This window comes from Caulobacter sp. (assembly GCF_039596335.1).
In the GTDB taxonomy this organism is placed as follows: domain Bacteria; phylum Pseudomonadota; class Alphaproteobacteria; order Caulobacterales; family Caulobacteraceae; genus Caulobacter.
Genome location: NZ_JBCNJZ010000002.1, coordinates 305,518 through 325,629, shown reverse-complemented (window position 1 = coordinate 325,629; position 20,112 = coordinate 305,518). Strand labels below are relative to the sequence as shown.

Annotated in this window: 15 protein-coding genes; 6 read left to right on the top strand and 9 right to left on the bottom strand. The window is 68.1% G+C overall.

All coding sequences use genetic code 11. The features are described from left to right. The first annotated feature begins 34 nt into the window (after positions 1 to 34). A complete protein-coding gene (locus ABDW31_RS05610) occupies positions 35 to 1,483 on the top strand; it encodes an NAD(P)-dependent oxidoreductase (RefSeq protein ID WP_184715342.1) in 1,449 nt (482 codons plus the stop codon). 18 nt (positions 1,484 to 1,501) lie between these two features. Further along, on the top strand, positions 1,502 to 6,025 hold the full coding sequence (gene gltB, locus ABDW31_RS05605) for a glutamate synthase large subunit (RefSeq protein ID WP_184715340.1): 4,524 nt from the start codon (positions 1,502 to 1,504) through the stop codon (positions 6,023 to 6,025). A 101-nt stretch (positions 6,026 to 6,126) separates the two neighbouring features. On the opposite strand, the gene ABDW31_RS05600 is transcribed toward gltB, so the two are convergent. After that, positions 6,127 to 6,564, bottom strand: coding sequence for a PaaI family thioesterase (locus ABDW31_RS05600; RefSeq protein ID WP_184715338.1), 438 nt, complete (start codon positions 6,562 to 6,564; stop codon positions 6,127 to 6,129). 100 nt (positions 6,565 to 6,664) lie between these two features. On the opposite strand from ABDW31_RS05600, the gene ABDW31_RS05595 reads away from it, so the two are divergent. Both ABDW31_RS05595 and ABDW31_RS05590 read left to right on the top strand, forming a co-directional pair. After that, the gene (locus ABDW31_RS05595) at positions 6,665 to 8,275 is read left to right on the top strand and encodes a cisplatin damage response ATP-dependent DNA ligase (protein ID WP_184715336.1); all 1,611 of its coding nucleotides are present in this window, start codon (positions 6,665 to 6,667) and stop codon (positions 8,273 to 8,275) included. Between the two features lie 62 nt (positions 8,276 to 8,337). After that, on the top strand, positions 8,338 to 10,092 hold the full coding sequence (locus ABDW31_RS05590; RefSeq protein WP_343698425.1) for an ATP-binding protein: 1,755 nt from the start codon (positions 8,338 to 8,340) through the stop codon (positions 10,090 to 10,092). Here the strand turns inward: ABDW31_RS05590 and ABDW31_RS05585 are convergent, their stop codons facing one another. Continuing rightward, a complete protein-coding gene (locus ABDW31_RS05585; protein ID WP_343698424.1) occupies positions 10,093 to 11,343 on the bottom strand; it encodes a multidrug effflux MFS transporter in 1,251 nt (416 codons plus the stop codon). 135 nt (positions 11,344 to 11,478) lie between these two features. On the opposite strand from ABDW31_RS05585, the gene ABDW31_RS05580 reads away from it, so the two are divergent. Then, positions 11,479 to 12,660 (top strand): MFS transporter, encoded by a 1,182-nt coding sequence (locus ABDW31_RS05580; RefSeq protein ID WP_184715332.1) that lies wholly within the window; start codon positions 11,479 to 11,481, stop codon positions 12,658 to 12,660. On the opposite strand, the gene ABDW31_RS05575 is transcribed toward ABDW31_RS05580, so the two are convergent. After that, positions 12,657 to 13,817 carry a DegT/DnrJ/EryC1/StrS aminotransferase family protein gene (locus ABDW31_RS05575; RefSeq protein ID WP_184715330.1) on the bottom strand — a complete coding sequence of 387 codons (1,161 nt, stop codon included), beginning with the start codon at positions 13,815 to 13,817 and terminating at the stop codon, positions 12,657 to 12,659. The genes ABDW31_RS05580 and ABDW31_RS05575 overlap by 4 nt on opposite strands. A gap of 138 nt (positions 13,818 to 13,955) precedes the next feature. On the opposite strand from ABDW31_RS05575, the gene ABDW31_RS05570 reads away from it, so the two are divergent. Next, positions 13,956 to 14,948, top strand: coding sequence for a mechanosensitive ion channel family protein (locus ABDW31_RS05570; RefSeq protein ID WP_184715328.1), 993 nt, complete (start codon positions 13,956 to 13,958; stop codon positions 14,946 to 14,948). Here ABDW31_RS05570 and ABDW31_RS05565 read toward each other — a convergent pair. The 6 genes from ABDW31_RS05565 to ABDW31_RS05540 form a co-directional block, all read right to left on the bottom strand. Next, positions 14,875 to 16,050 (bottom strand): PLP-dependent aspartate aminotransferase family protein, encoded by a 1,176-nt coding sequence (locus ABDW31_RS05565; protein ID WP_184715326.1) that lies wholly within the window; start codon positions 16,048 to 16,050, stop codon positions 14,875 to 14,877. The genes ABDW31_RS05570 and ABDW31_RS05565 overlap by 74 nt on opposite strands. 25 nt (positions 16,051 to 16,075) lie before the next feature. Beyond that, on the bottom strand, positions 16,076 to 17,470 hold the full coding sequence (locus tag ABDW31_RS05560; protein WP_184715324.1) for a cystathionine beta-synthase: 1,395 nt from the start codon (positions 17,468 to 17,470) through the stop codon (positions 16,076 to 16,078). 126 nt (positions 17,471 to 17,596) lie between these two features. Then, on the bottom strand, positions 17,597 to 17,830 hold the full coding sequence (locus ABDW31_RS05555) for a hypothetical protein (RefSeq protein WP_184715322.1): 234 nt from the start codon (positions 17,828 to 17,830) through the stop codon (positions 17,597 to 17,599). Positions 17,831 to 17,973: 143 nt separating this feature from the next. Then, complete coding sequence (fsa, locus tag ABDW31_RS05550) at positions 17,974 to 18,627, bottom strand: fructose-6-phosphate aldolase (RefSeq protein WP_184715320.1); 654 nt, start codon at positions 18,625 to 18,627, stop codon at positions 17,974 to 17,976. A 74-nt stretch (positions 18,628 to 18,701) separates the two neighbouring features. Continuing rightward, positions 18,702 to 19,577, bottom strand: coding sequence for a dTDP-4-dehydrorhamnose reductase (gene rfbD, locus ABDW31_RS05545; RefSeq protein WP_184715318.1), 876 nt, complete (start codon positions 19,575 to 19,577; stop codon positions 18,702 to 18,704). After that, positions 19,574 to 20,110 (bottom strand): HAD family hydrolase, encoded by a 537-nt coding sequence (locus tag ABDW31_RS05540; protein ID WP_343698423.1) that lies wholly within the window; start codon positions 20,108 to 20,110, stop codon positions 19,574 to 19,576. The genes rfbD and ABDW31_RS05540 overlap by 4 nt, the downstream gene beginning before the upstream one ends. Between the last annotated feature and the right edge of the window lie 2 nt (positions 20,111 to 20,112).

The following is a 20,112-nucleotide window of genomic DNA, read 5'->3' as shown; positions in this document are numbered from 1 at the left end:
ATGAAATTCGCATTGGGCAGACGAGGAAAGTCGCATGGCCGAGCGCATGCTGAAATTCACCACGGTGGCCCGCAAGACGCCTGAAAAGCGCGCGGCCGCCGAGCGTTCTGGCGACTTCCACGAGATCTACGCCGACTTCATCGATGCGAAAGCCACCGAGCAGGCCTCGCGTTGCTCGCAATGCGGCGTGCCGTTCTGTCAGACCCACTGCCCGCTGCACAACAACATTCCCGACTGGCTGCGAATGACGGCCGAGGGCCGCCTGGAAGAAGCCTACGCCCTGTCACAGGCGACCAATTCCATGCCGGAAGTCTGCGGCAGGATCTGCCCTCAGGACCGTCTGTGCGAAGGCAACTGCGTCATAGAGCAGTCGGGTCACGGCACCGTGACGATCGGCTCGGTCGAGCGCTACCTGACCGACAAAGCCTGGGAGATGGGCTGGGTGAAGCCGCTGGCGGCCGGTCCGGCCCGGGGCCAGTCGGTCGGCGTCGTCGGCGCGGGCCCCGCCGGCCTGGCCGCTGCCGAGAAGCTGCGCGAAGCCGGCTATGACGTCACCGTCTATGACCGCCACGACCGCGCCGGCGGCCTGCTGATCTACGGCATCCCCGGCTTCAAGCTGGAAAAGGACGTCGTCGAGCGTCGCACCCAGCGCCTGGCCGACGGCGGCGTCGCCTTCAAGCTGGGCTTTGAAGTCGGCAAGGACGCCACCTTGGAAGACCTGCGCGCCAAGCACGACGCGGTGCTGATCGCCGTCGGCGTCTATGCCGCCCGCGACCTCTCCGTGCCCGGCGGCGGCAGCAAGGGCGTCTCGCCCGCGCTGGACTATCTGATCGCCTCCAACCGCCTGAACCTGGGCGACACCGTGCCGGCCTTCGAGTCGGGCGAGCTAAACGCCGAAGGCAAGGACGTGGTCGTGGTCGGCGGCGGTGACACCGCCATGGACTGCGTGCGCACGGCCCTGCGCCAGGGCGCCAAGTCGGTGACCTGCCTCTATCGCCGCGACAAGGCCAACATGCCCGGCTCGATGCGCGAAGTCGCCAACGCCGAGGAAGAAGGCGCCGCCTTCGAATGGCTGGCCGCCCCGCGCGCCCTGTCGGGCGAAGCCGACGCCGTCACCGGCGTGCGCGCCATCCGCATGCGCCTTGGCGCCCCGGACGCCTCGGGCCGCCAGAGCCCCGAGGAAATCCCCGGCGGCGACTTCGATCGTCCGGCTCAGCTGGTGCTGAAGGCCCTCGGCTTCGAGCCCGAGAACCTGCCCGAGCAATGGTCGGCGCCCGACCTGAAGGTCACGCGCTGGGGCACGGTCAAGGCCGACGTCCGCAATCAGATGACCAATCTCGACGGCGTGTTCGCCGCCGGCGACATCGTGCGCGGCGCCTCGCTCGTCGTCTGGGCGATCAAGGACGGCCGCGACGCCGCCGACGCCATTCATCGTTACCTGCAGGCCAAGGTCGGCGCGCCCGCGCTGATCGCGGCGGAATAAGACAAGAGGACCCCGAACATGAGCGAGATGGACCTCTATCTGAAGAACCGCCAGGCGCTGATCGACGGTCACGCCTATGACCCGACCACCGAGCGCGACGCCTGCGGCGTCGGCCTGGTCTGCGCCATCGACGGCCAGCCGCGTCGCGAAGTCGTCGAACTGGCCATCAAGGCCCTGAAGGCCCTGTGGCACCGCGGGGCCGTGGACGCCGACGGCAAGACCGGCGACGGCGCCGGCGTGCTGGTCAGCGTTCCGCAGGACTTCTTCAGCGACCAGGTGCGCCGTACCGGCCACGCCCTGCGCCAGGGCCCGATCGCCGTTGGCCAGATCTTCCTGCCGCGCACCGACCTGGGCGCCCAGGAGACCTGCCGCACGATCGTGGAAGCGGAAGCCCTGCGCTTTGGCTTCTATATCTATGGCTGGCGCCAGGTGCCCGTCGACACCTCGGTGATCGGCGAGAAGGCCAACGCCACCCGTCCGGAAATCGAGCAGATCATGCTGGCCGGCGCGCCCGGCCTGGAAGGCGAGGCGCTGGAACGCGCCCTCTTCCTGTGCCGCAAGCGCATCGAAAAGCGCGTCCACGCCCAGAACATCACCGACTTCTACATCTGCTCGCTGTCGGCCCGCTCGCTGATCTACAAGGGCATGTTCCTGGCCGAGGCGATCGACGAGTTCTATCCCGACCTGAAGGACGAGCGCTTCACGGCCGCCGTGGCGATCTTCCACCAGCGCTACTCGACCAACACCTTCCCGCAGTGGCGTCTGGCCCAGCCCTTCCGGATGCTCGCCCACAACGGCGAGATCAACACCATCAAGGGCAACATCAACTGGATGAAGTCCCACGAGATCAAGATGGCCGCCCAGGCCTTCGGTGAGTTCGGGGACGATGTGAAGCCGGTGATCCAGCCGGGCGCTTCGGACAGCGCCAACCTGGACAACACCTTCGAGGTGCTGGTCCGCGCCGGCCGCGATGCGCCGATGGCCAAGGCGCTGCTGGTGCCCGAAGCCTCGAACCCCAAGATGAAGGACGCCCACAAGGCGCTCTATTCGTACTGCAACGCCGTGATGGAGCCCTGGGACGGTCCGGCCGCCCTGTGCGCCACCGACGGCCGCTGGGTCGTGGCCGGCAAGGACCGCTCGGGCCTGCGTCCGCTGCGCGTGGCCTATACCGATGACGGCCTGGTGATCATGGGCTCGGAAGCGGGCATGTGCGGCGTCGAGGAAAGCCGCATCACCCGCAAGCTGGCCATCTCGCCCGGCCGTATGCTGGCCATCGACCTGGCCGAGGGCCGCCTGTACGGCGAAGACGAGATCATCGACGAACTGGCCGGCCGCCACCCCTACACCGAGTGGCTGGGCAACATGGTCAATCTCGAACAGGAGATCGCGCCTGGTCCCGAGCCGCGCAAGTACGGTCGTGAGGAACTGACCCGTCGTCAGGCCGCCGCCGGCTATTCGCTGGAAGACCTGGAAATGGTCCTGGCGCCCATGGTCGAAGAGGGCAAGGAAGCCGTCGGCTCGATGGGTGACGACACCCCGCTGGCGGTGCTGTCGGAGAAGTATCGTCCGCTCAGCCACTTCTTCCGCCAGAACTTCAGCCAGGTGACCAACCCGCCGATCGACCCCCTGCGGGAGACCGGCGTCATGAGCCTGAAGACCCGCTTCAAGAACCTGGGCAACATCCTGGCCCAGGACGCGGCGCAGGCCGACGTCTACGTGCTGGAAAGCCCCGTGCTGACCACCGGCATGTACATCCGCATCCACGAGCTGCTGGGTGAGAAGAACGTCGCGGTCATCGACTGCACCATGCCGCTGCCGGCCGAAGAGGCTCGCGCCGGCGACGCCCTGCGCGCCAACCTCGACCGCGTGCGGGCCGAGGCCGAAGACGCCGTGCTGCGCGGCTGCGGCGCCATCGTCCTGACCGACGAGGCCAGCGACGCCGGCCGCGTCGCCCTGCCGATGATCCTGGCCACCGGCGGCGTCCACGCCCACCTGGTCGCCAAGGGCCTGCGCTCGTACGTCTCGATCGTGGTCCGCTCGGCCGAGTGCCTGGACACCCACTATTTCGCGGTGCTGGTCGGCGTCGGCGCCACGGCGGTCAACGCCTATCTGGCGCAGGAAAGCTTCCAAGATCGCCTGGAGCGCGGCCTGATCGGCGACAAGACGCTTCGCGACGTCTGCCTGAACTTCAAGGGCGCCATCGAGGGCGGCCTGCTGAAGATCATCTCGAAGATGGGCATCAGCGTCATCTCCTCGTACCGCGGCGGCTACAACTTCGAAGCCGTCGGCCTGTCGCGCGCCATGGCCGCCGAGTTCTTCCCCGGCATGCCCTCGCGCATCTCGGGCATCGGCCTGGCCGGCATCGAGAGCAAGACGGTCGAGCTGCACCGCAAGGCCTGGAGCGCCAGCGCCGTGACCCTGCCGGTCGGCGGCCTGTACAAGGCCCGTCGCTCGGGCGAAGCCCACGCGTTCGAAGCGCGCCTGATGCACACCCTGCAGACGGCCTGCGACACCGGTGATTTCGAGCTCTATCGCCGCTGGTCCAACGGCCTGCGCACGCAGAAGCCGATCCAGCTGCGCGACCTCTTGGACTGGCGTTCGGACCGCAACCCGATCTCGACCGACGACGTCGAGAGCGTCAACGAGATCCGCAAGCGCTTCGTCACGCCGGGCATGAGCCTGGGCGCGCTGAGCCCCGAGGCCCACGGCGCCCTGAACATCGCTATGAACCGCATCGGCGCCCGCTCGGTCTCGGGCGAGGGCGGCGAAGACAGCGCGCGCTACAAGCCGCTGCCCAACGGCGACAACCCCAACAGCGCCATCAAGCAGGTCGCCTCGGGCCGCTTCGGCGTCACCGCCGAGTATCTGAACCAGTGCGTCGAGCTGGAAATCAAGGTCGCCCAGGGCGCCAAGCCCGGCGAGGGCGGCCAGCTGCCCGGCTTCAAGGTCACCGAGATGATCGCCCGACTGCGTCACTCGACGCCTGGCGTGATGCTGATCAGCCCGCCGCCGCACCACGACATCTACTCGATCGAGGACCTGGCCCAGCTCATCTATGACCTGAAGCAGATCAACCCGATCGCCCGCGTCACGGTCAAGCTGGTCGCGGCCACCGGCATCGGCGCCATCGCCGCCGGCGTCGCCAAGGCCAAGGCGGACGTGATCCTGGTCGCCGGCGGCGTCGGCGGCACGGGCGCCTCGCCCCAGACCTCGGTGAAGTACGCCGGCGGTCCGTGGGAAATGGGCCTGTCGGAAGCCAACCAGGTCCTGACCCTGAACAACCTGCGCCACTCCGTCGTCCTGCGGGCCGACGGCGGTATGCGCACGGGCCGCGACGTCGTCATCGCCGCGATGATGGGCGCCGAGGAGTTCGGCATCGGCACCGCCTCGCTGGTGGCCATGGGCTGCATCATGGTGCGCCAGTGCCACTCCAACACCTGCCCCGTCGGCGTCTGCACCCAGGACGAGGCTCTGCGCGCCAAGTTCACCGGCACGCCGGACAAGGTCATCAACCTCTTCACCTTCGTGGCTGAGGAAGTGCGCGAAATCCTGGCGGGCCTGGGCTTCAAGAGCTTGCAGGAAATTGTCGGCCGCACCGACCTGCTGGCCCAGGTCAGCCGCGGCGGCGAGCACCTGGACGACCTCGACCTGAACCCGCTGCTGGTCCGCGCCGACCCCGGCTCGAACAAGCCGTACAACACGGTCGTCGGCCGCAACGCGGTGCCGGACACGCTGGACGCCCAGATCGTCCGCGACGCCGCTCCGCTGCTGGAGCGCGGCGAGAAGATGCAGCTGACCTACACGGTCCGCAGCACCGCCCGCACCATCGGCACCCGGACCTCGAGCCACATCGTCCGCAAGTTCGGCATGAAGGGCCTGCCCTCGGGCCACCTGACCGTCCAGCTGAAGGGTTCGGCCGGCCAGAGCCTGGGCGCCTTCGCGGTCCAGGGTCTGCGCATCGAACTGACCGGCGAGGCCAACGACTATGTCGGCAAGGGCCTGTCGGGCGCGACGATCGTGATCAAGCCGACACGCGGTCTCGCGGCGCCGGAGACCAACGCTCTGATCGGCAACACCGTGCTGTTCGGCGCCACCTCGGGCCGGCTGTTCGCGGCGGGCCAGGCGGGCGAACGCTTCGCCGTCCGCAACTCGGGCGCGGTGACAGTGGTCGAAGGCTGCGGCGCCAACGGCTGCGAATACATGACCGGCGGCCAGGTGGTGATCCTGGGTCCGACGGGCAGCAACTTCGGCGCGGGCATGACCGGCGGCATGGCGTTCGTTCTGGACCAGCACGACCGCTTCCAGGACAACATCAACCCCGACAGCATCGTCGTGCAGCGCCTGGCCTCGCCCTATTGGGAAGGCGTGCTGCGCTCGCTGATCGCCGAACACGCCCGTGAGACGGACTCGGCCTTCGCCGCCAGCCTGCTGCGCGACTGGGACCGCGTCCGCGACCAGTTCTGGCAGGTCTGCCCGAAGGAGATGATCAGCCGTCTGCCCCAGCCGCTCGCGGCCGAGGAAGCGGTGCACGAACGGGCTTAAGAGGTCGCCTTTCCCAGGGGGAGAGGGGGCTCCGGACTTCGGTCCGGAGGTGGGGGGCCGCGTCCAGCGTCCTGCGGTTCCCCCACCAGGGCCATCGCTGTCTAGGCGGCGGCCTTGGCGTCCAGGACTTTGAACGTCGCCCGCGCCCGGGCGATCGGCTGGCCATCCGCCCGCACCGTGGCCTCGGCGAAGCAGATCGACCGGCCCAGCTTGACGAAGTCGGTGTCGAACTCGAGCCATTGGCCGAGCTTCGCCGAGCCTAGATAGTCCAGGGTCAGGGACACGGTCACCAGGCCCCCGGCCGGCAGGTTGGCGTTCGCCAGATTGGCCCCCAGCGACAGGCCCATGGCGTTGTCGGCCAGGGCCGCCAGGAAGCCGCCATGCGGCATCCCCCGCGAATTGCAGTGCGCCTCGCGAATCCGGGTGGCCAGCACCAGCCGGTCCGGCTGGGCACTGGCATACAGCGGCTCCCACGGCTGGGTGATCGGGCTCTTGCGGCTGTGAGGCGCAAAGCCCTCGGGGATCAGGTCGTCGGTCATCGTCGCCTCGACACGAAATTCAAACAACTGTTTTAATCTAGCATCGAACCGCGACTTGCGCGAGCCTGCGGCTGAACGAACCGGGGCCCCTCGACATTCCATGTCCATGCGCGCCTTCGCCCACCTGCTCGACCGGCTGTCCCTGACGGCCTCGCGCAACGCCAAGCTGACCCTGATCCAGGATCACCTGCGCCAGACGCCGGACCCTGACCGCGGCTACGCCCTGGCGGCCCTGACCGGCGCGCTGTCGTTCAACGCCGCCAAGCCGGCCTTCATCCGCAAGGCCGTCGAGGCGCGAATGGACGCCCAGCTGTTCGCTTGGTCCTACGACTATGTCGGCGACCTGGCCGAGACCGTCGCCCTGGTCTGGCCGCAGCGCCCCGGCGCCAACCGGCCGCCGGAGCTCTCCGAGGTCATCGAGGCCCTGCGCACCGCCACCCGGCCCGAGGTGCAACGACTGATCGAGGGTTGGCTGGACGCCCTGGACCCCGACGGCCGCTGGGCGCTCTTGAAGCTGATGACCGGCGGCCTGCGGGTGGGGGTGTCTTCGCGCCTGGCCAAGCAGGCCTGCGCCAATTTCGGCCAGGTCGAGATCGGCGAGATCGAGGAGATCTGGCACGCCCTGGAGCCGCCCTATGGCGATCTGTTCGCCTGGCTGGAGGGCCGCTCCGAGCGCCCATCGCCCGACGCGCCCGGCCGCTTCCGCCCGGTGATGTTGGCCCAACCGATCGACGAGGAGACCGACTTTCCCAAGCTGGATCCCGCCGCCTACATCGCCGAGTGGAAGTGGGACGGCATCCGCGTCCAGGCCGTGGCCGAACGCGGCGAGCGGCGGCTCTACACCCGCACCGGCGACGACATCTCGGCGACCTTCCCCGACGTGGTCGAGGCCATGGATTTCGAGGGCGCGATCGACGGCGAACTGTTGGTCCTGCGCGACGGCGCCCTGGCCCCGTTCGGCGACCTGCAGCAGCGGCTGAACCGCAAGACGGTCGACGGCAAGCAGCTGGCCAGCTTCCCGGCCGGGATCCGCGCCTACGACCTCTTGCTGGACGGCGAGGACGACCTGCGCGCCCTGCCCTTCGTCGAGCGCCGCGCGCGGCTCGAGGCGTTCGTCGGACGGCTGGCCACCCCGCGCATCGACCTTTCACCGCTGCAGCCGTTCGGCTCGTGGGATGAGCTGGCCGCCCTACGCCTAAACCCGCCCGAGGGCGACGCCCGACTGTCGGAAGGCCTTATGCTGAAGCGCCGCGACAGCGTCTACGAACCCGGCCGGCCCAAGGGCCCGTGGTTCAAGTGGAAGCGCGACCCGCACCTGATCGACGCGGTGCTGATGTACGCCCAGCGCGGCCACGGCAAGCGGTCCAGCTTCTATTCCGACTACACCTTCGGCGTCTGGCGCGAGGACGAGGAGGGCTGTCGCGCCCTCACGCCCGTGGGCAAGGCCTATTTCGGTTTCACCGACGAGGAGCTGAAGCAGATCGACAAGTTCGTCCGCGACAACACGATCGAGCGCTTCGGTCCGGTGCGATCGGTGCGGGCCGACCTGGAGTTCGGCCTGGTGTTCGAAGTGGCCTTCGAGGGCCTGCAGCGCTCGACTCGGCACAAGTCCGGCGTGGCCATGCGCTTCCCGCGGATCAACCGCATCCGCTGGGACAAACCCGCGCGCGAAGCCGATGAACTCAAAACGCTAGAGGCCATGCTCGACTGACACGGTAGCGTTCACAACTCGTTTGCCTTGTGCTCCTACGCAAGGTTGCGAGGGAGTCCGCCATGTCTTCGTTCCTTGCGTCCCTGACGCCGCATCTGGCCGTCAACGCCAACGAACGCTACCGGCAGGTCTATTCCCGCGTCGGCCTGACCGTGCTGCTGTCCTGGGCCTTTAGCCTGATCGGCCGTCCCGACCTGATCGCCCCGTGGGTGGCCGTCAGCCTGTCGGTGCAGCTGCTGGAATTCGTCGCCGTCCGGCCGTTCGCCAAGGGCCGCTTCCCGACCCGCCACCTGGAGGCGCGGGTCGTCTTCATGCTGCTGGCCATGGTCACCATGGCCGCCGTCCATGCCGGAGTGGTGCTGATCTTCTGGCGCAACGGCCAGCCGGCGCTGATGGCCCTGGCCCTGATGGTGCTGGTCGGCGGGGCGCTGAACAATGTCGGCTCGGGCGTCGACAGCCGCCCCCTGTTCTATCTCGGCGCGGCCCCCTATGCGGCCGCCATGATCGCCATGCCCGTCCTGGCCTGGCATTCGGCGCAGGAGCAGGTCGCGGTGCTGGCCGTCTGCGTGGCCTTCTTCCTGCTGGCCCTGCACACGATCTGGGGCCGGATGCACAACGACCGCCGCGCCGTGGTCGCCGCCCGCGAAGAGGCCGACCGCCGCCGCATCCAGACCGAGGAAGCCCTGTCGGACCGCACCGCCATGGCCGCCATCGTCTCGCACGAACTGCGCACCCCGCTGTCGGCGATCCAGGCCGGCGCCCACCTGATCCGCGCCGGCGCCACCCCGACCCAGACCTACGCCACCGCCGACCTGATCATCGACGCCGGCCACCTGATGACCGGCCTGCTGACCGACATGCTGGACCAGGCCAAGATCGAGGCCCGCGCCATGAGCCTGGAGGACCGCGACTTCGACGTGCTGGGGGCGATCCGCGACGCCACCCGCTTCTGGGGCGCCAACGCCAAGGCCAAGGGCCTGATCCTGCGCGAGCCGCCTGGCGAGCAGCCCTCGGCCTGGGTGCGCGGCGACCCCTTCCGCCTGCGCCAGATCCTCAACAACCTGCTGTCCAACGCGGTGAAGTTCACGGAAGAAGGCGTCATCGCCCTGGCTCTGACGACCACGCCGGTAGAGGGCGACCAGGTGCGGGTCGAGATCGAGGTGCAGGACAATGGCCCCGGCATCGCCACCGACGTCATGAACCGGCTCTTCACGCCCTATACCCAGGCCTCCCAGGAGACGGCGCGGACCTATGGCGGCACGGACCTGGGTCTGGCCGTGAGCCGCCAGCTGGCGCGGCTGATGGGCGGCGAGCTGGACGCCCGGCCCGGCGCCGAGCGCGGGGCGATCTTCCGCCTGACCCTGACGCTACCCGCCGGCCACGAGGACACAGCCCCCCGTCGGGCCGAGATCCTGGAGACCACCGCCCCCGACATCGGCGCGATGCGGATCCTGGCCGCCGACGATCACGAGGTGAACCGCCGGACGCTGGCCCTGGTGCTGGAGCCGCTGGGCGTGCGCCTGACCACCGCCACCGATGGCCTGGAAGCCCTCAAGCGCCTGGAAGCCGAGCCCTTCGACGTGGTGCTGATGGACGTCAACATGCCGGGCATGGACGGCCGCGAGGCCACCCGCCGCCTGCGGGCGGGGGGCGGTCCCAACCAGCATATCCCGGTCATCGGCTTCAGCGCCGGGGTGGCCGAGGACGAGGTCCGGGCCTGTCGCGAGGCGGGCATGACCGACTGGCTGGCTAAGCCGCTCGACATCCGCGCCCTCTACGCGGCGCTGGACCGCGCGGGGACGAAGACCCAGGCCTGACTAGTGCGCGGCTGACCCCGCCGAGGCGGCATGGCCGGTCTGGAACAGCCGGCCCTTCTCCGTCACCAACACCGTCAGCAGACCCAGCAGGCCAAAGCCCGCAAAGCCCAGGGTCAGCGGCACCACCGTGCCGTTGAAGCTCTGGCCGATCACGAACCCGGCCGTAGCCCCGCCAATGGTGGTGATGAAGCCCTGGACCGAGGCGGCGGCGCCGGCCACGTGGCCCAGCGGCTCCATGGCGATGGCCCCGAAGTTGGACATCACCACACCGAAGCAGAACATCATCCCGGCCTGCATGATCGCGAAGGTCCAGAGGGTCTCATGGTCGGTCATGGCGATGACGGCGTGGGTCCCGGCAAAGCCGATGAAGCCGATCAGCGCCCAGTGCGAGACCTTGCGCATGCCCAGCTTCTCGACGATCCGCGCATTCAGCAGCGACGAGACGGCCATGGTCCCGGCGATGGCCGCGAAGACCAGCGGGAAGATGTCGGCGGCGTGCAGCACCTGGTCGAACACCTGCTGGGCCGAATTGAGGAAGCCGAACAGGCCCGACAGCACCAGGGCCGAGGCGATCGTGTAGCCCATGGCCACGCGGTCGGTCAGGGCCACCTTGAAGGCCGAGCCGATGCCCCGGACCGAGATCGGAATGCGGTCTTCCGGATGCTGAGTCTCGGGCAGCTTGAAGAAGGTCCAGGCCATGACGACCAGGCCGAAGATCGCCAGCACGCCGAAGATCCAGCGCCACGAGGCGAACAGCATCACCGCCTGGCCCACCGACGGCGCCAAGATCGGCACGGACAGGAAGACGATGAACACCAGCGACATCACCTGCGCCATCCGGCGGCCGGCATAGCAGTCGCGGACGATCGACACCGTCAGCACCCGCGTCGAGGCCGCGCCCAGGCCGCACAGGAAGCGGGCCAGCAGCAGCATGTCGAAGGTGGTGGCGAAGGCGCACAGGGTGGCGAAGATCGTATAGACCGCCAGGCCGCCCAGGATCACCGGCCTGCGGCCATAGCGGTCGGCCAGCGAGCCGTAGACCAGCTGGGCGACGCCAAAGCCCAACAGGTACGAAGTGATCACCCACTGACGGGCGTTCTCGTTGGCCATGCCTAAGTGCTCGCCGATATTGGGCAGGGCCGGCAGCATGGAGTCGATGGCCAGGGCGTTGGTCGCCATCATCGCCGCGATCAAGGCGACGAACTGCTTGAAGCCCATGCCGGGATGCGGCGAAGGCGCTATGTCAGACATGGCTTTTCCCGGATTTTCTTGCGGCCGACGCCCCGGTCCGGCGAGACGCAACGAGGGGCGATATAGGGCTTGTCGTTGATCAAGCCAACGCCGGGCCATCGCATTATGGGCGGAAAGGCCTATATAGCCGCCGCAATGACCCAAGCTTCCCAACCCGGCGTCCTGAGCCGGGGCCTGACCCTGGCCATGGCCGCCGCCACCGGGATCGCCGTCGCCAACATCTACTACAGCCAGCCGACGCTGGGGCTGATGCTGCGCGACATGCCGGGCGAGGCCACGGCGCTGATCCCGACCGCGACCCAGGCCGGCTACGCCGCCGGTCTCTTCCTGCTGGTGCCGCTGGGCGACTTGATCGAGCGGCGCAAGCTGATCGCCTTCCAGTTCCTGGCCTTGGCCCTGGCCCTGGTCGCCACCGCCCTGGCCCCGACGCCGGGATTGATGATCTTCGCCTCGCTGCTCTTGGGCGCGGCGGCGACGGTGGCCCAGCAGATCGTGCCGTTCGCCGCCCACCTGGCCTCCCCAGAGAAGCGCGGCGCGACGGTGGGGACCGTGATGGCCGGTCTGCTGTGCGGCATCCTGCTGTCGCGGACCTTGGCCGGCTTCGTCGCCGCCCACGCCGGCTGGCGGGCGATGTTCTGGCTGGCTGCGCCCGTGGTTCTGGCGGTCGGCGGCTGGATGTACGCGAAGCTGCCACGCAGCCATCCCGCTGGCGGCCTCTCCTATGTCACCCTGATGATCTCGCTGGGACGGCTGTGGAGCGAGTTCGGCTCGCTGCGCCTGGCCGTCGTCACCCAGGCCCTGCTGTTCGCCACCTTCACCGCATTCTGGACCATCCTGGCCCTTCATCTGCAGAGCTATCATCTGGGCTCGGACATCGCCGGCCTGTTCGGGGTGATCGGCGCCGTCGGCATCCTGGCCGCGCCCCTGGCCGGCCGCATCGCCGACAAGCGCGGCCCGCGGCCAATCATCGTGGCCGGCGCGGCCCTGACCCTGGTGTCGTGGCTGATCCTGGGGTTCTGGCCTGGCGTGGCCGGCCTGGTGGTCGGGGTGATCCTGCTGGACTTCGCGATCCAGAGCGTCCTCGTCTCCAACCAGCACATCGTCTACGCTCTGCGGCCCGAGGCCCGCGCGCGGCTGAACACCGTCTTCATGGGCGGCATGTTCGTGGGCGGCGCAGCCGGCTCGGCTGTCGCGGTGATGTTGTGGAAGTCCGCCGGCTGGACCGGCGTCTGCACGATGGCCGTGACCTTGACCGCGACGGCGACAACGCTGCAGGCGGTGAACCTGCTGCGCCGCCGCCGTCTCGCGGCGGCTTAAGAGCCGAAGGCGCGGATCGCGTCGATGATCTTCTGCTGGTCGGCCTCGGCCAAATAGGGGTGCATCGGCAGGGCCAGCACGGTCTCGGACTTCGCTTCCGTCACCGGCAGGCCGCCGGCGCCACGCGGGAAGTTCGCGTAGGGCGCCTGCACGTGCATCGGGACGGGATAGTAGACCGCCGTCGGGATGCCCTGGGCCTTCAGGTGCGCGGCCAGACCGTCGCGATCCTGGTGCTCGATCACGTACTGCGCCCAGACCGACACGCCGCCGTCGATGACGCCCGGGGTCGCCAGCACCGCGCCATTCAGGCCCTTAGCGTAGCGGTCGGCCACAGACTGACGCAGCGCGATCTCCTCGGCGAAGATCGCTAGCTTCTCGATCAGGATCGCGGCCTGGATGGTGTCGAGGCGCGAGTTCATGCCGATGCGGGTGTTCAGATACTTGGGGTCGTGGTCGAAGGTCTTGCCCTCGAGATCCGGCCCCACCGCCTTGCCATGGACGCGGTAGCTGTCCATCAGGTCCCAAAGCACCGGATCATTGGTCAGCACCGCCCCGCCGTCGCCGTAGCAGCCTAGCGGCTTGGCCGGGAAGAAGCTGGTGGTGGCCACGTCAGCCCAGTGCAGCGGATGCTTGCCGTTCAGCGTGCAGCCGAAGCCCTGGGCGCTGTCGGCGATCAGCTTCAGGCCTTCGCGGTCGCAGATGGCCTTGATGGCCGGATAGTCGGCGGGCTGGCCGAACAGGTCGACGGCGATGACCACCTTCGGGGTCAGCTTGCCCTCGGCCTTCACGCCGGCGATGGCCGCTTCCAGCTTGGCGGGGTCGATATTGAAGGTGTCCTTCAGCACATCGACGAACACCGGGGTGGCGTCGACCCACGGCACGACTTCCGGCGTCGCCGCGAAGGTGAAGGACGGGCAGAACACCGCGTCGCCCTTGCCCACGCCCCAGGCCATCAGCGGCAGGGCGATGGCGTCAGTGCCGTTGGCGCAGGACAAAGCGAGCTTGGCTTGACCGAATTCGGCCAGCTTGGCCTCGAACTCGCGGACCTGCGGGCCCATCACATAGGCGCCGCTGTCCAGCACCTTGGCGATCGCGGCGTCGATCTTGTCGCGGATCCGGCGCTGCTGCGCGGCGAGGTCGATGAAGGGCATGCTCATGGCGCGCTCTCTAGGACCCGTTCGCGGCGATTTCGAGCCAAATGGTGTAACCGACTGTTTCCACCTCAAGAGACATCGGAACGGTTCCGGTCGCGCTTTCGTTGACCCGGGAGCGCGGGGGCGCTTATCGAGACCTTCATGAAAGCCAAACCGAGCATCATCCCGGAGGACGCCTCCCTGCCGGCGATCGCCAATCTTCGCGCCGATGAGACCATGCTGGGCCATTTCCTGGACTGGCTGGGCAAGGTGGCGGTGAACCTGTGCGTCGCCGCCCTGATCCTGGTGGTGACCTTCTGGATCGCCGGTTGGGCGTCGAAGTTCATGCGCCGGACGCTGAACCGCGTGCATCGGAACAATCCCGACCAGACGCTGGAAAGCTTCGCCTCGTCCCTGGCCCGCTACGCCATCATCGCCATCGGCCTGGTGGCGGTGCTGCAGCAGTTGGGCGTGCAGGCGACCTCGATCATTGCGGTGCTGGGCGCGGCCTCACTGGCTATCGGCCTGGCCTTGCAGGGCGCGCTGTCGAACGTGGCGGCCGGGGTGATGATCCTGCTGTTTCGCCCCTATCGCGTCGGCGACGTCATTGAGACGGCCACGCGTCAGGGCACGGTCAAGTCGCTGGACCTGCTATTCACCGAGATCGCCACGCCCGACAACGTCAAGGTGATGATCCCCAACAGCAAGGTGTTCGGCGACGTCATCCTCAACTACTCGACCCACCGCACCCGGCGCGTGGACGTGCTGTTTAAGGTCCCGCTGAAGACTGACCTCGTGCCGGTGCTCAAGCGCATGCGCGAGCGCGCCGAGAACGATCCGCGCATCCGCAAGGACCCCGCGCCGATGATCGAGGTCACCGACCTGTCGGAGGTCTTCGCCCAGGCCGCCATCCGCGTGTGGACGGCGGCGGCCGACTTCGGATCGGTCAAGACCGACCTGATGCTGACCGCCCACCTGCTGGCCGAGGATCCGGCGCGCGAGGACCTGCCCCCGCCGCGACCGACCAACGCCAAGGATCCCTCCCCCGCCATGCCTGGCGAAGGAGAACATCATCTGATGTTCAAGCTGCCAAGGCCGCGTCGAGGTCGGAAATCAGATCCCGGCAAGACTCAATCCCCACCGAAAGCCGAATGAGGCCGTCGGAGATTCCCAGCGCCGCGCGCTGATCGGCCGGGATCGAGGCGTGGGTCATGATCGCCGGATGCTCGATCAGGCTCTCGACCCCGCCCAGGCTTTCCGCCAGCGTGAAGAGGCGCGTGCGCTCCAGCATCGCGCGCGCCGGCGCCAGGCCGCCCTTGATGTCGACCGAGATGATGCCGCCGAAGCCGTTCAGCATCTGGCGCTTGGCCAGGTCGTGTTGCGGATGCCTCTCAAGGCCCGGATAGATCACCCGCTCGATGGCCGGATGAGCCTCCAGCCAGCGGGCGATCTCCAGGGCGCTGTCGCAGGCCCGCTGCATCCGCAGGGCTAGGGTCTTTACCCCGCGCAGGGCCAGGAAGCTGTCGAACGGTCCCAGCACCGCGCCGACCGCGTTCTGCAGGAACTTCATCTGTTCGGCCAAAGCGGAATTATCGCCGACCACCGCCACGCCCGCGACCACGTCGGAGTGGCCGTTCAGGTACTTGGTCGCCGAGTGCATGACGATGTCGAAGCCCAGCTCCAGCGGCCGCTGGACATAGGGGCTGGCGAAGGTGTTGTCGGCGACGGTGACCAGGCCGTGCTTTTTCGCGAGCGCGGCGATGGCGGCCAGATCCGCCAGCCGCAGCATCGGATTGGTCGGGGTCTCGACCCAGATCATCCTGGTGGCCGGGGTGATCGCCGCCTCGATGGTCGAGAGGTCGGCCATGTCGACAAAGCTGAAGGTCAGGCCCGCCGAGCGCTTGCGCACCTTGTCGAACAGCCGGAATGAACCGCCATAAAGGTCGTCGCTGGCGATGACGTGGGCGCCACTGTCCAGTGTCTCCAGGATCGTCGAGGCCGCCGCCAGGCCCGAGGCGAAGGCAAAGCCGGCCGTGCCGCTCTCCAGGTCGGCGATGCTGCGCTCAAAGGCGAACCGCGTCGGGTTGTGGCTGCGGCTATATTCGAAGCCCTTGTGCTCCCCGGGGCTCGATTGGGCGTAGGTCGAGGTCGCGTAGATCGGCACCATCACGGCGCCGGTGGTCGGGTCCGGAGACTGGCCGCCGTGGATGGTGCGGGTGGCGAAGTCCAGACGGTTCTTGCCGGGGATGTCGGTCATGAAGGGTCCTTGGCCTTAAGAGCGCTCACGCGCTCATCCGCAAATGATTGATCAGGTCCACGCGGGTAATCACCCCCAGGAATTCCTCGCCGTCCACCACCAGCGCCACCTCGTCGCGGTCGAAGACGTCGGGCAGGGTGTCGACGCCCTGGTGGGCCTGCAGGGTGCGGACCTCGCGGGTCATGGCCTGGCCGACCGGGGTCTTGAAGCGCAGGTCGCGATCGTCGTCCTCGACGGCGGCCAGGATGTCGCTCTCGTCGAGGATGCCGACCAGGCGGCCGTGGTCGACCACCGGCAGTTGGCTGATGTCGGACGAGCGCATGCGGTTATAGGCGGTCATCAGCGTGTCGTCGGGGCCGATCGCCACCACCCCGCCGTCGGCATAGCGCTTGGCGATCAGGTCGCGCAGATCGCCGTGCAGTTCGCGGTCGTCGAAGCCGTGCGCCGCCAGCCACAGGTCGTTGAACATCTTGGTCAGGTATTTCGAGCCGGTGTCGCAGACCAGGGTCACGACCCGCTTGGCTTCCGTCTGCTCGCGGCAATAGCGCAGGGCCGCGGCCAGCAGGCAGCCCGAGGACGAGCCGGCCAGGATGCCTTCCTTCCGCAGCAGGGTGCGGGCGGTCTCGACGCTCTCGCGGTCGCTGATCGAATAGGCCTTGGAGACGAGATCCATCTGGGCGTTGGCCGGGATGAAGTCCTCGCCGATGCCCTCGACGATCCAGCTGCCGGCCTCGCCGAACGTCCCGGTCTCGACATAGTCGCGCAGGATCGAGCCCTCGGGGTCGGCCAGCACCATCCTGGTCTTCGGCGAGTGGGCCTGCATGTAGCGGCCGATGCCGGTCAGGGTGCCGCCCGAGCCGACGCCGACGACGATGGCGTCGATGTCACCGCCCATCTGGGACAGGATTTCCGGGCCCGTCGTGGTCTCGTGCGCGTAGGGGTTGGCCGGGTTCTCGAACTGGTTGGCATAGAGCGCGCCCGGGATCGACTGGGCCAGGCTCTGGGCCATGTCCTGGTAGTATTCGGGATGGCCCTTGCCGACGTCGCTGCGGGTCAGGCGCACGTCCACGCCCATGGCCCGCAGGTGCAGGATCTTCTCCCGCGCCATCTTGTCGGGGACCACCAGGATCAGCTTGTAGCCCTTCAGGGTGGCGACCTGGGCCAAGCCCAAACCGGTATTGCCGGCGGTGGCCTCGATAATCGTGCCGCCGGGCTTGAGCCGGCCGTCGGCCTCGGCCGCGGCGATCATGGCGCGGGCGACGCGGTCCTTGATCGAGCCGCCGGGGTTCTGGTTTTCCAGCTTGAGGAACAGCCGGCACGGGCCGGTGTCCAGGTGCTTGACCTCGATCATCGGCGTGCGCCCGATCAGATCAAGGGCGGAACCGGCGATCGGCATAAGGCCGTTTTCGGGGTCGTTCATGGCGCGTCTCCTAGCGGAGGTGAAACGATCTCACCCTAGGTAGGCGCCATTCGAGGAAAAACAAAAGCGGCGCCCTTGTCGCCGCGCGTCTGGCGGCGAAACCGCGGACACTTTCGCCTAACGCGCTCAGGCAGCCCCGGCGGTCCGGCGCAGGCGGATCCATTCGCGGGCGAACTTGCGGCTGAGGCAGACGTCCTCGAACACCACCTTGCGCTGCTGACCCAGCAGCTCGGGATTGTCGTGGACGATGACGAACGGGAAGTCGTTGGCCGAGAGAAAACCGTGCAGGAATCGCGAAAAGCGGTCGGCCTCTTCAGGGCCAGCCAGGCGCACTTCGGTCTCGGCGGTCGTGGTAGCCATGCAGGTGGCCCCCTCTGTGGACGGACCACCCTAACGCGCCAACTCGCGTTTGCGAACCAGCTTCGCCACTGCAAAATAAACTTTGATCACTTGACTCCAGTCCGGACGGGCGCGGAACGCCCGCCCAGCTGGCGAAAAGTCCGTTACAGGATGGATTGGCCGGTCGAGGCCCAGTCCTTCAGGAACTGTTCCAGGCCCTTGTCGGTCAGCGGGTGCTTGTAGAGGTCGCTGAACACCGCCGGCGGGATGGTGACGACGTCGGCGCCGGTGATCGCGGCTTCCTTGACATGGGCGGCGTTGCGCACCGAGGCGGCCAGGATCTCGGTCTCGTAGCCGAAGTTGTCATAGATCGTGCGGATGTCGCGGATCAGGTCCATGCCGTCGAAGCCGTAGTCGTCCAGGCGGCCGATGAACGGCGAGACGAAGGTCGCGCCGGCTTTGGCGGCCAGCAGGGCCTGGGTCGGCGAGAAGCACAGGGTGACGTTGGTCTTGATCTCTTCATCGGCGAAAGCGGCGCAGGCGATCAGGCCGTCGCGGGTCAGCGGGATCTTCACCACCACGTTAGGGGCGATGGCGGCCAGCTTCTTGCCCTCGGCGATCATGGCGTCGGCCGTGGTGGCGGCCACCTCGGCGCTGATCGGACCCGGGCAGATGTCGCAGATCTCGGCGATCACCTCGAGCATCGGGCGGCCCGACTTGGCGATCAGGGTCGGATTGGTGGTGACGCCGTCGATCAGGCCGGTTGAATTGAGGTCGGCGATGACCTTGGTGTCGGTGCTGTCGAGGAAGATCTGCATGGTCGCTCGCGCTCTGTCTTTCTAACGAAGGTTCCGTCGGGTTTAGCCCGGCCAGCGGTGTTAGGCCAGGGTCGTCATACCAGCGATATAAGACGATCCGCCGTCCGCTCGACCGCTGGGCGCCAGGGCTCAGGCGTGACGCCGAACACGGCCCGCAGCTTGCCCGTGTCCAGCGGCGTGCGCGGCGGACGCGGGGCCGGCTCGGCGAAAGCGGCCTGGGTGGTGGGCTCAAGGCGAGCGCGACTGCGGGGATCGCGATCGATGGCGGCCTGGGCGAACTCGAAGCGGCTGGCCTCGCCGGCATTGGCGAAGTGGAACAGGCCGAACGCCGGATCCTCGGCCGGCGCGACGACCCAGCGGGGAGCAGCCGCCAAAAGAAACCCCGCCAGGGCCTCGCCGTCGGTCGGCGTACCGAACTGGTCGGCGACCACCTTCAGAACCTCGCGCTCGCGGGCCAGGCGCAGCATGAAGCTGACGTAGTTACGGCCGTAGCGGGAGAACACCCACGAAATCCGCAGCACCACGGTGCGGGGATGGGCCAGCACCGCCTGCTCACCAGCCAGCTTGGAGTGGCCATAGACATTAATCGGCCGGGCCGCGTCGGTCTCGACATAGGCGCGATCGGTCAGGCCGTCGAACACCGCATCGGTCGACAGATGCACGAACGGCAAGCCGCGCGCGGCGCAGGTCTGCGCCATCACCCCCGGCGCGATCGCATTGACGGCAAAGGCTTCGTCGGGCCGCGCCTCAGCAGGATCGACATGGGTGAAGGCGGCGGTGTTGAGGACCAGGCCACAGTCAGCGGCCAGGATCGCGGCGCGGATCGCCTGGGGATTTTCGAGATCGCAGTCGGCGCGGGACAGGGCGGCCACCTCGACGCCTCCGACCTTCGCGGCGGCCTGGACGACGGTGGCGACCTGGCCCGTCTGGCCGAACTGCAGGATCTTCATTTAAGAGCCGGAACCCGTTCGCCCAGCACCTGGGCGACGAAGGCCCGCAGGTTGCCGCCCTTGAACAGATAGCCCGGCATGCCGGCGCGGTTGCCCGCCTCCACGTCGATGTGGCGGTCGCCGATGATCACGACCTCTTCCGGCGCGAGGTTCCAGTCAGCCAGACCGCGCAGGACCATGCCGGGATTGGGCTTGCGGTCGGGGTGGTCGGCGACACGGTACTGCTCGACCGCCGCCAGCTCGTGGAACGGGCAGTGGTAGAAGGCGTCGACCCGCCCGCCGACCTCGCCCAGCTGATCCTGCATGGCGGCGTGGAAGCGCTCCAGCGCGAACTCGTCGAAATAGCCCCGGCCAATGCCCGACTGGTTGGTGACCACCAGCACCTTCAGGCCGGCCTTGGTCATCGCCGCCACCGCCTCGCGGGCGCCCTCGATCCACTCCAGCCGCGCCGGGTCGTGGACATAGCCATGGTCGATGTTCAGCACGCCGTCCCGATCCAGGAACACGGCCTTCAGCGGGAGCAAATCGGTCATGG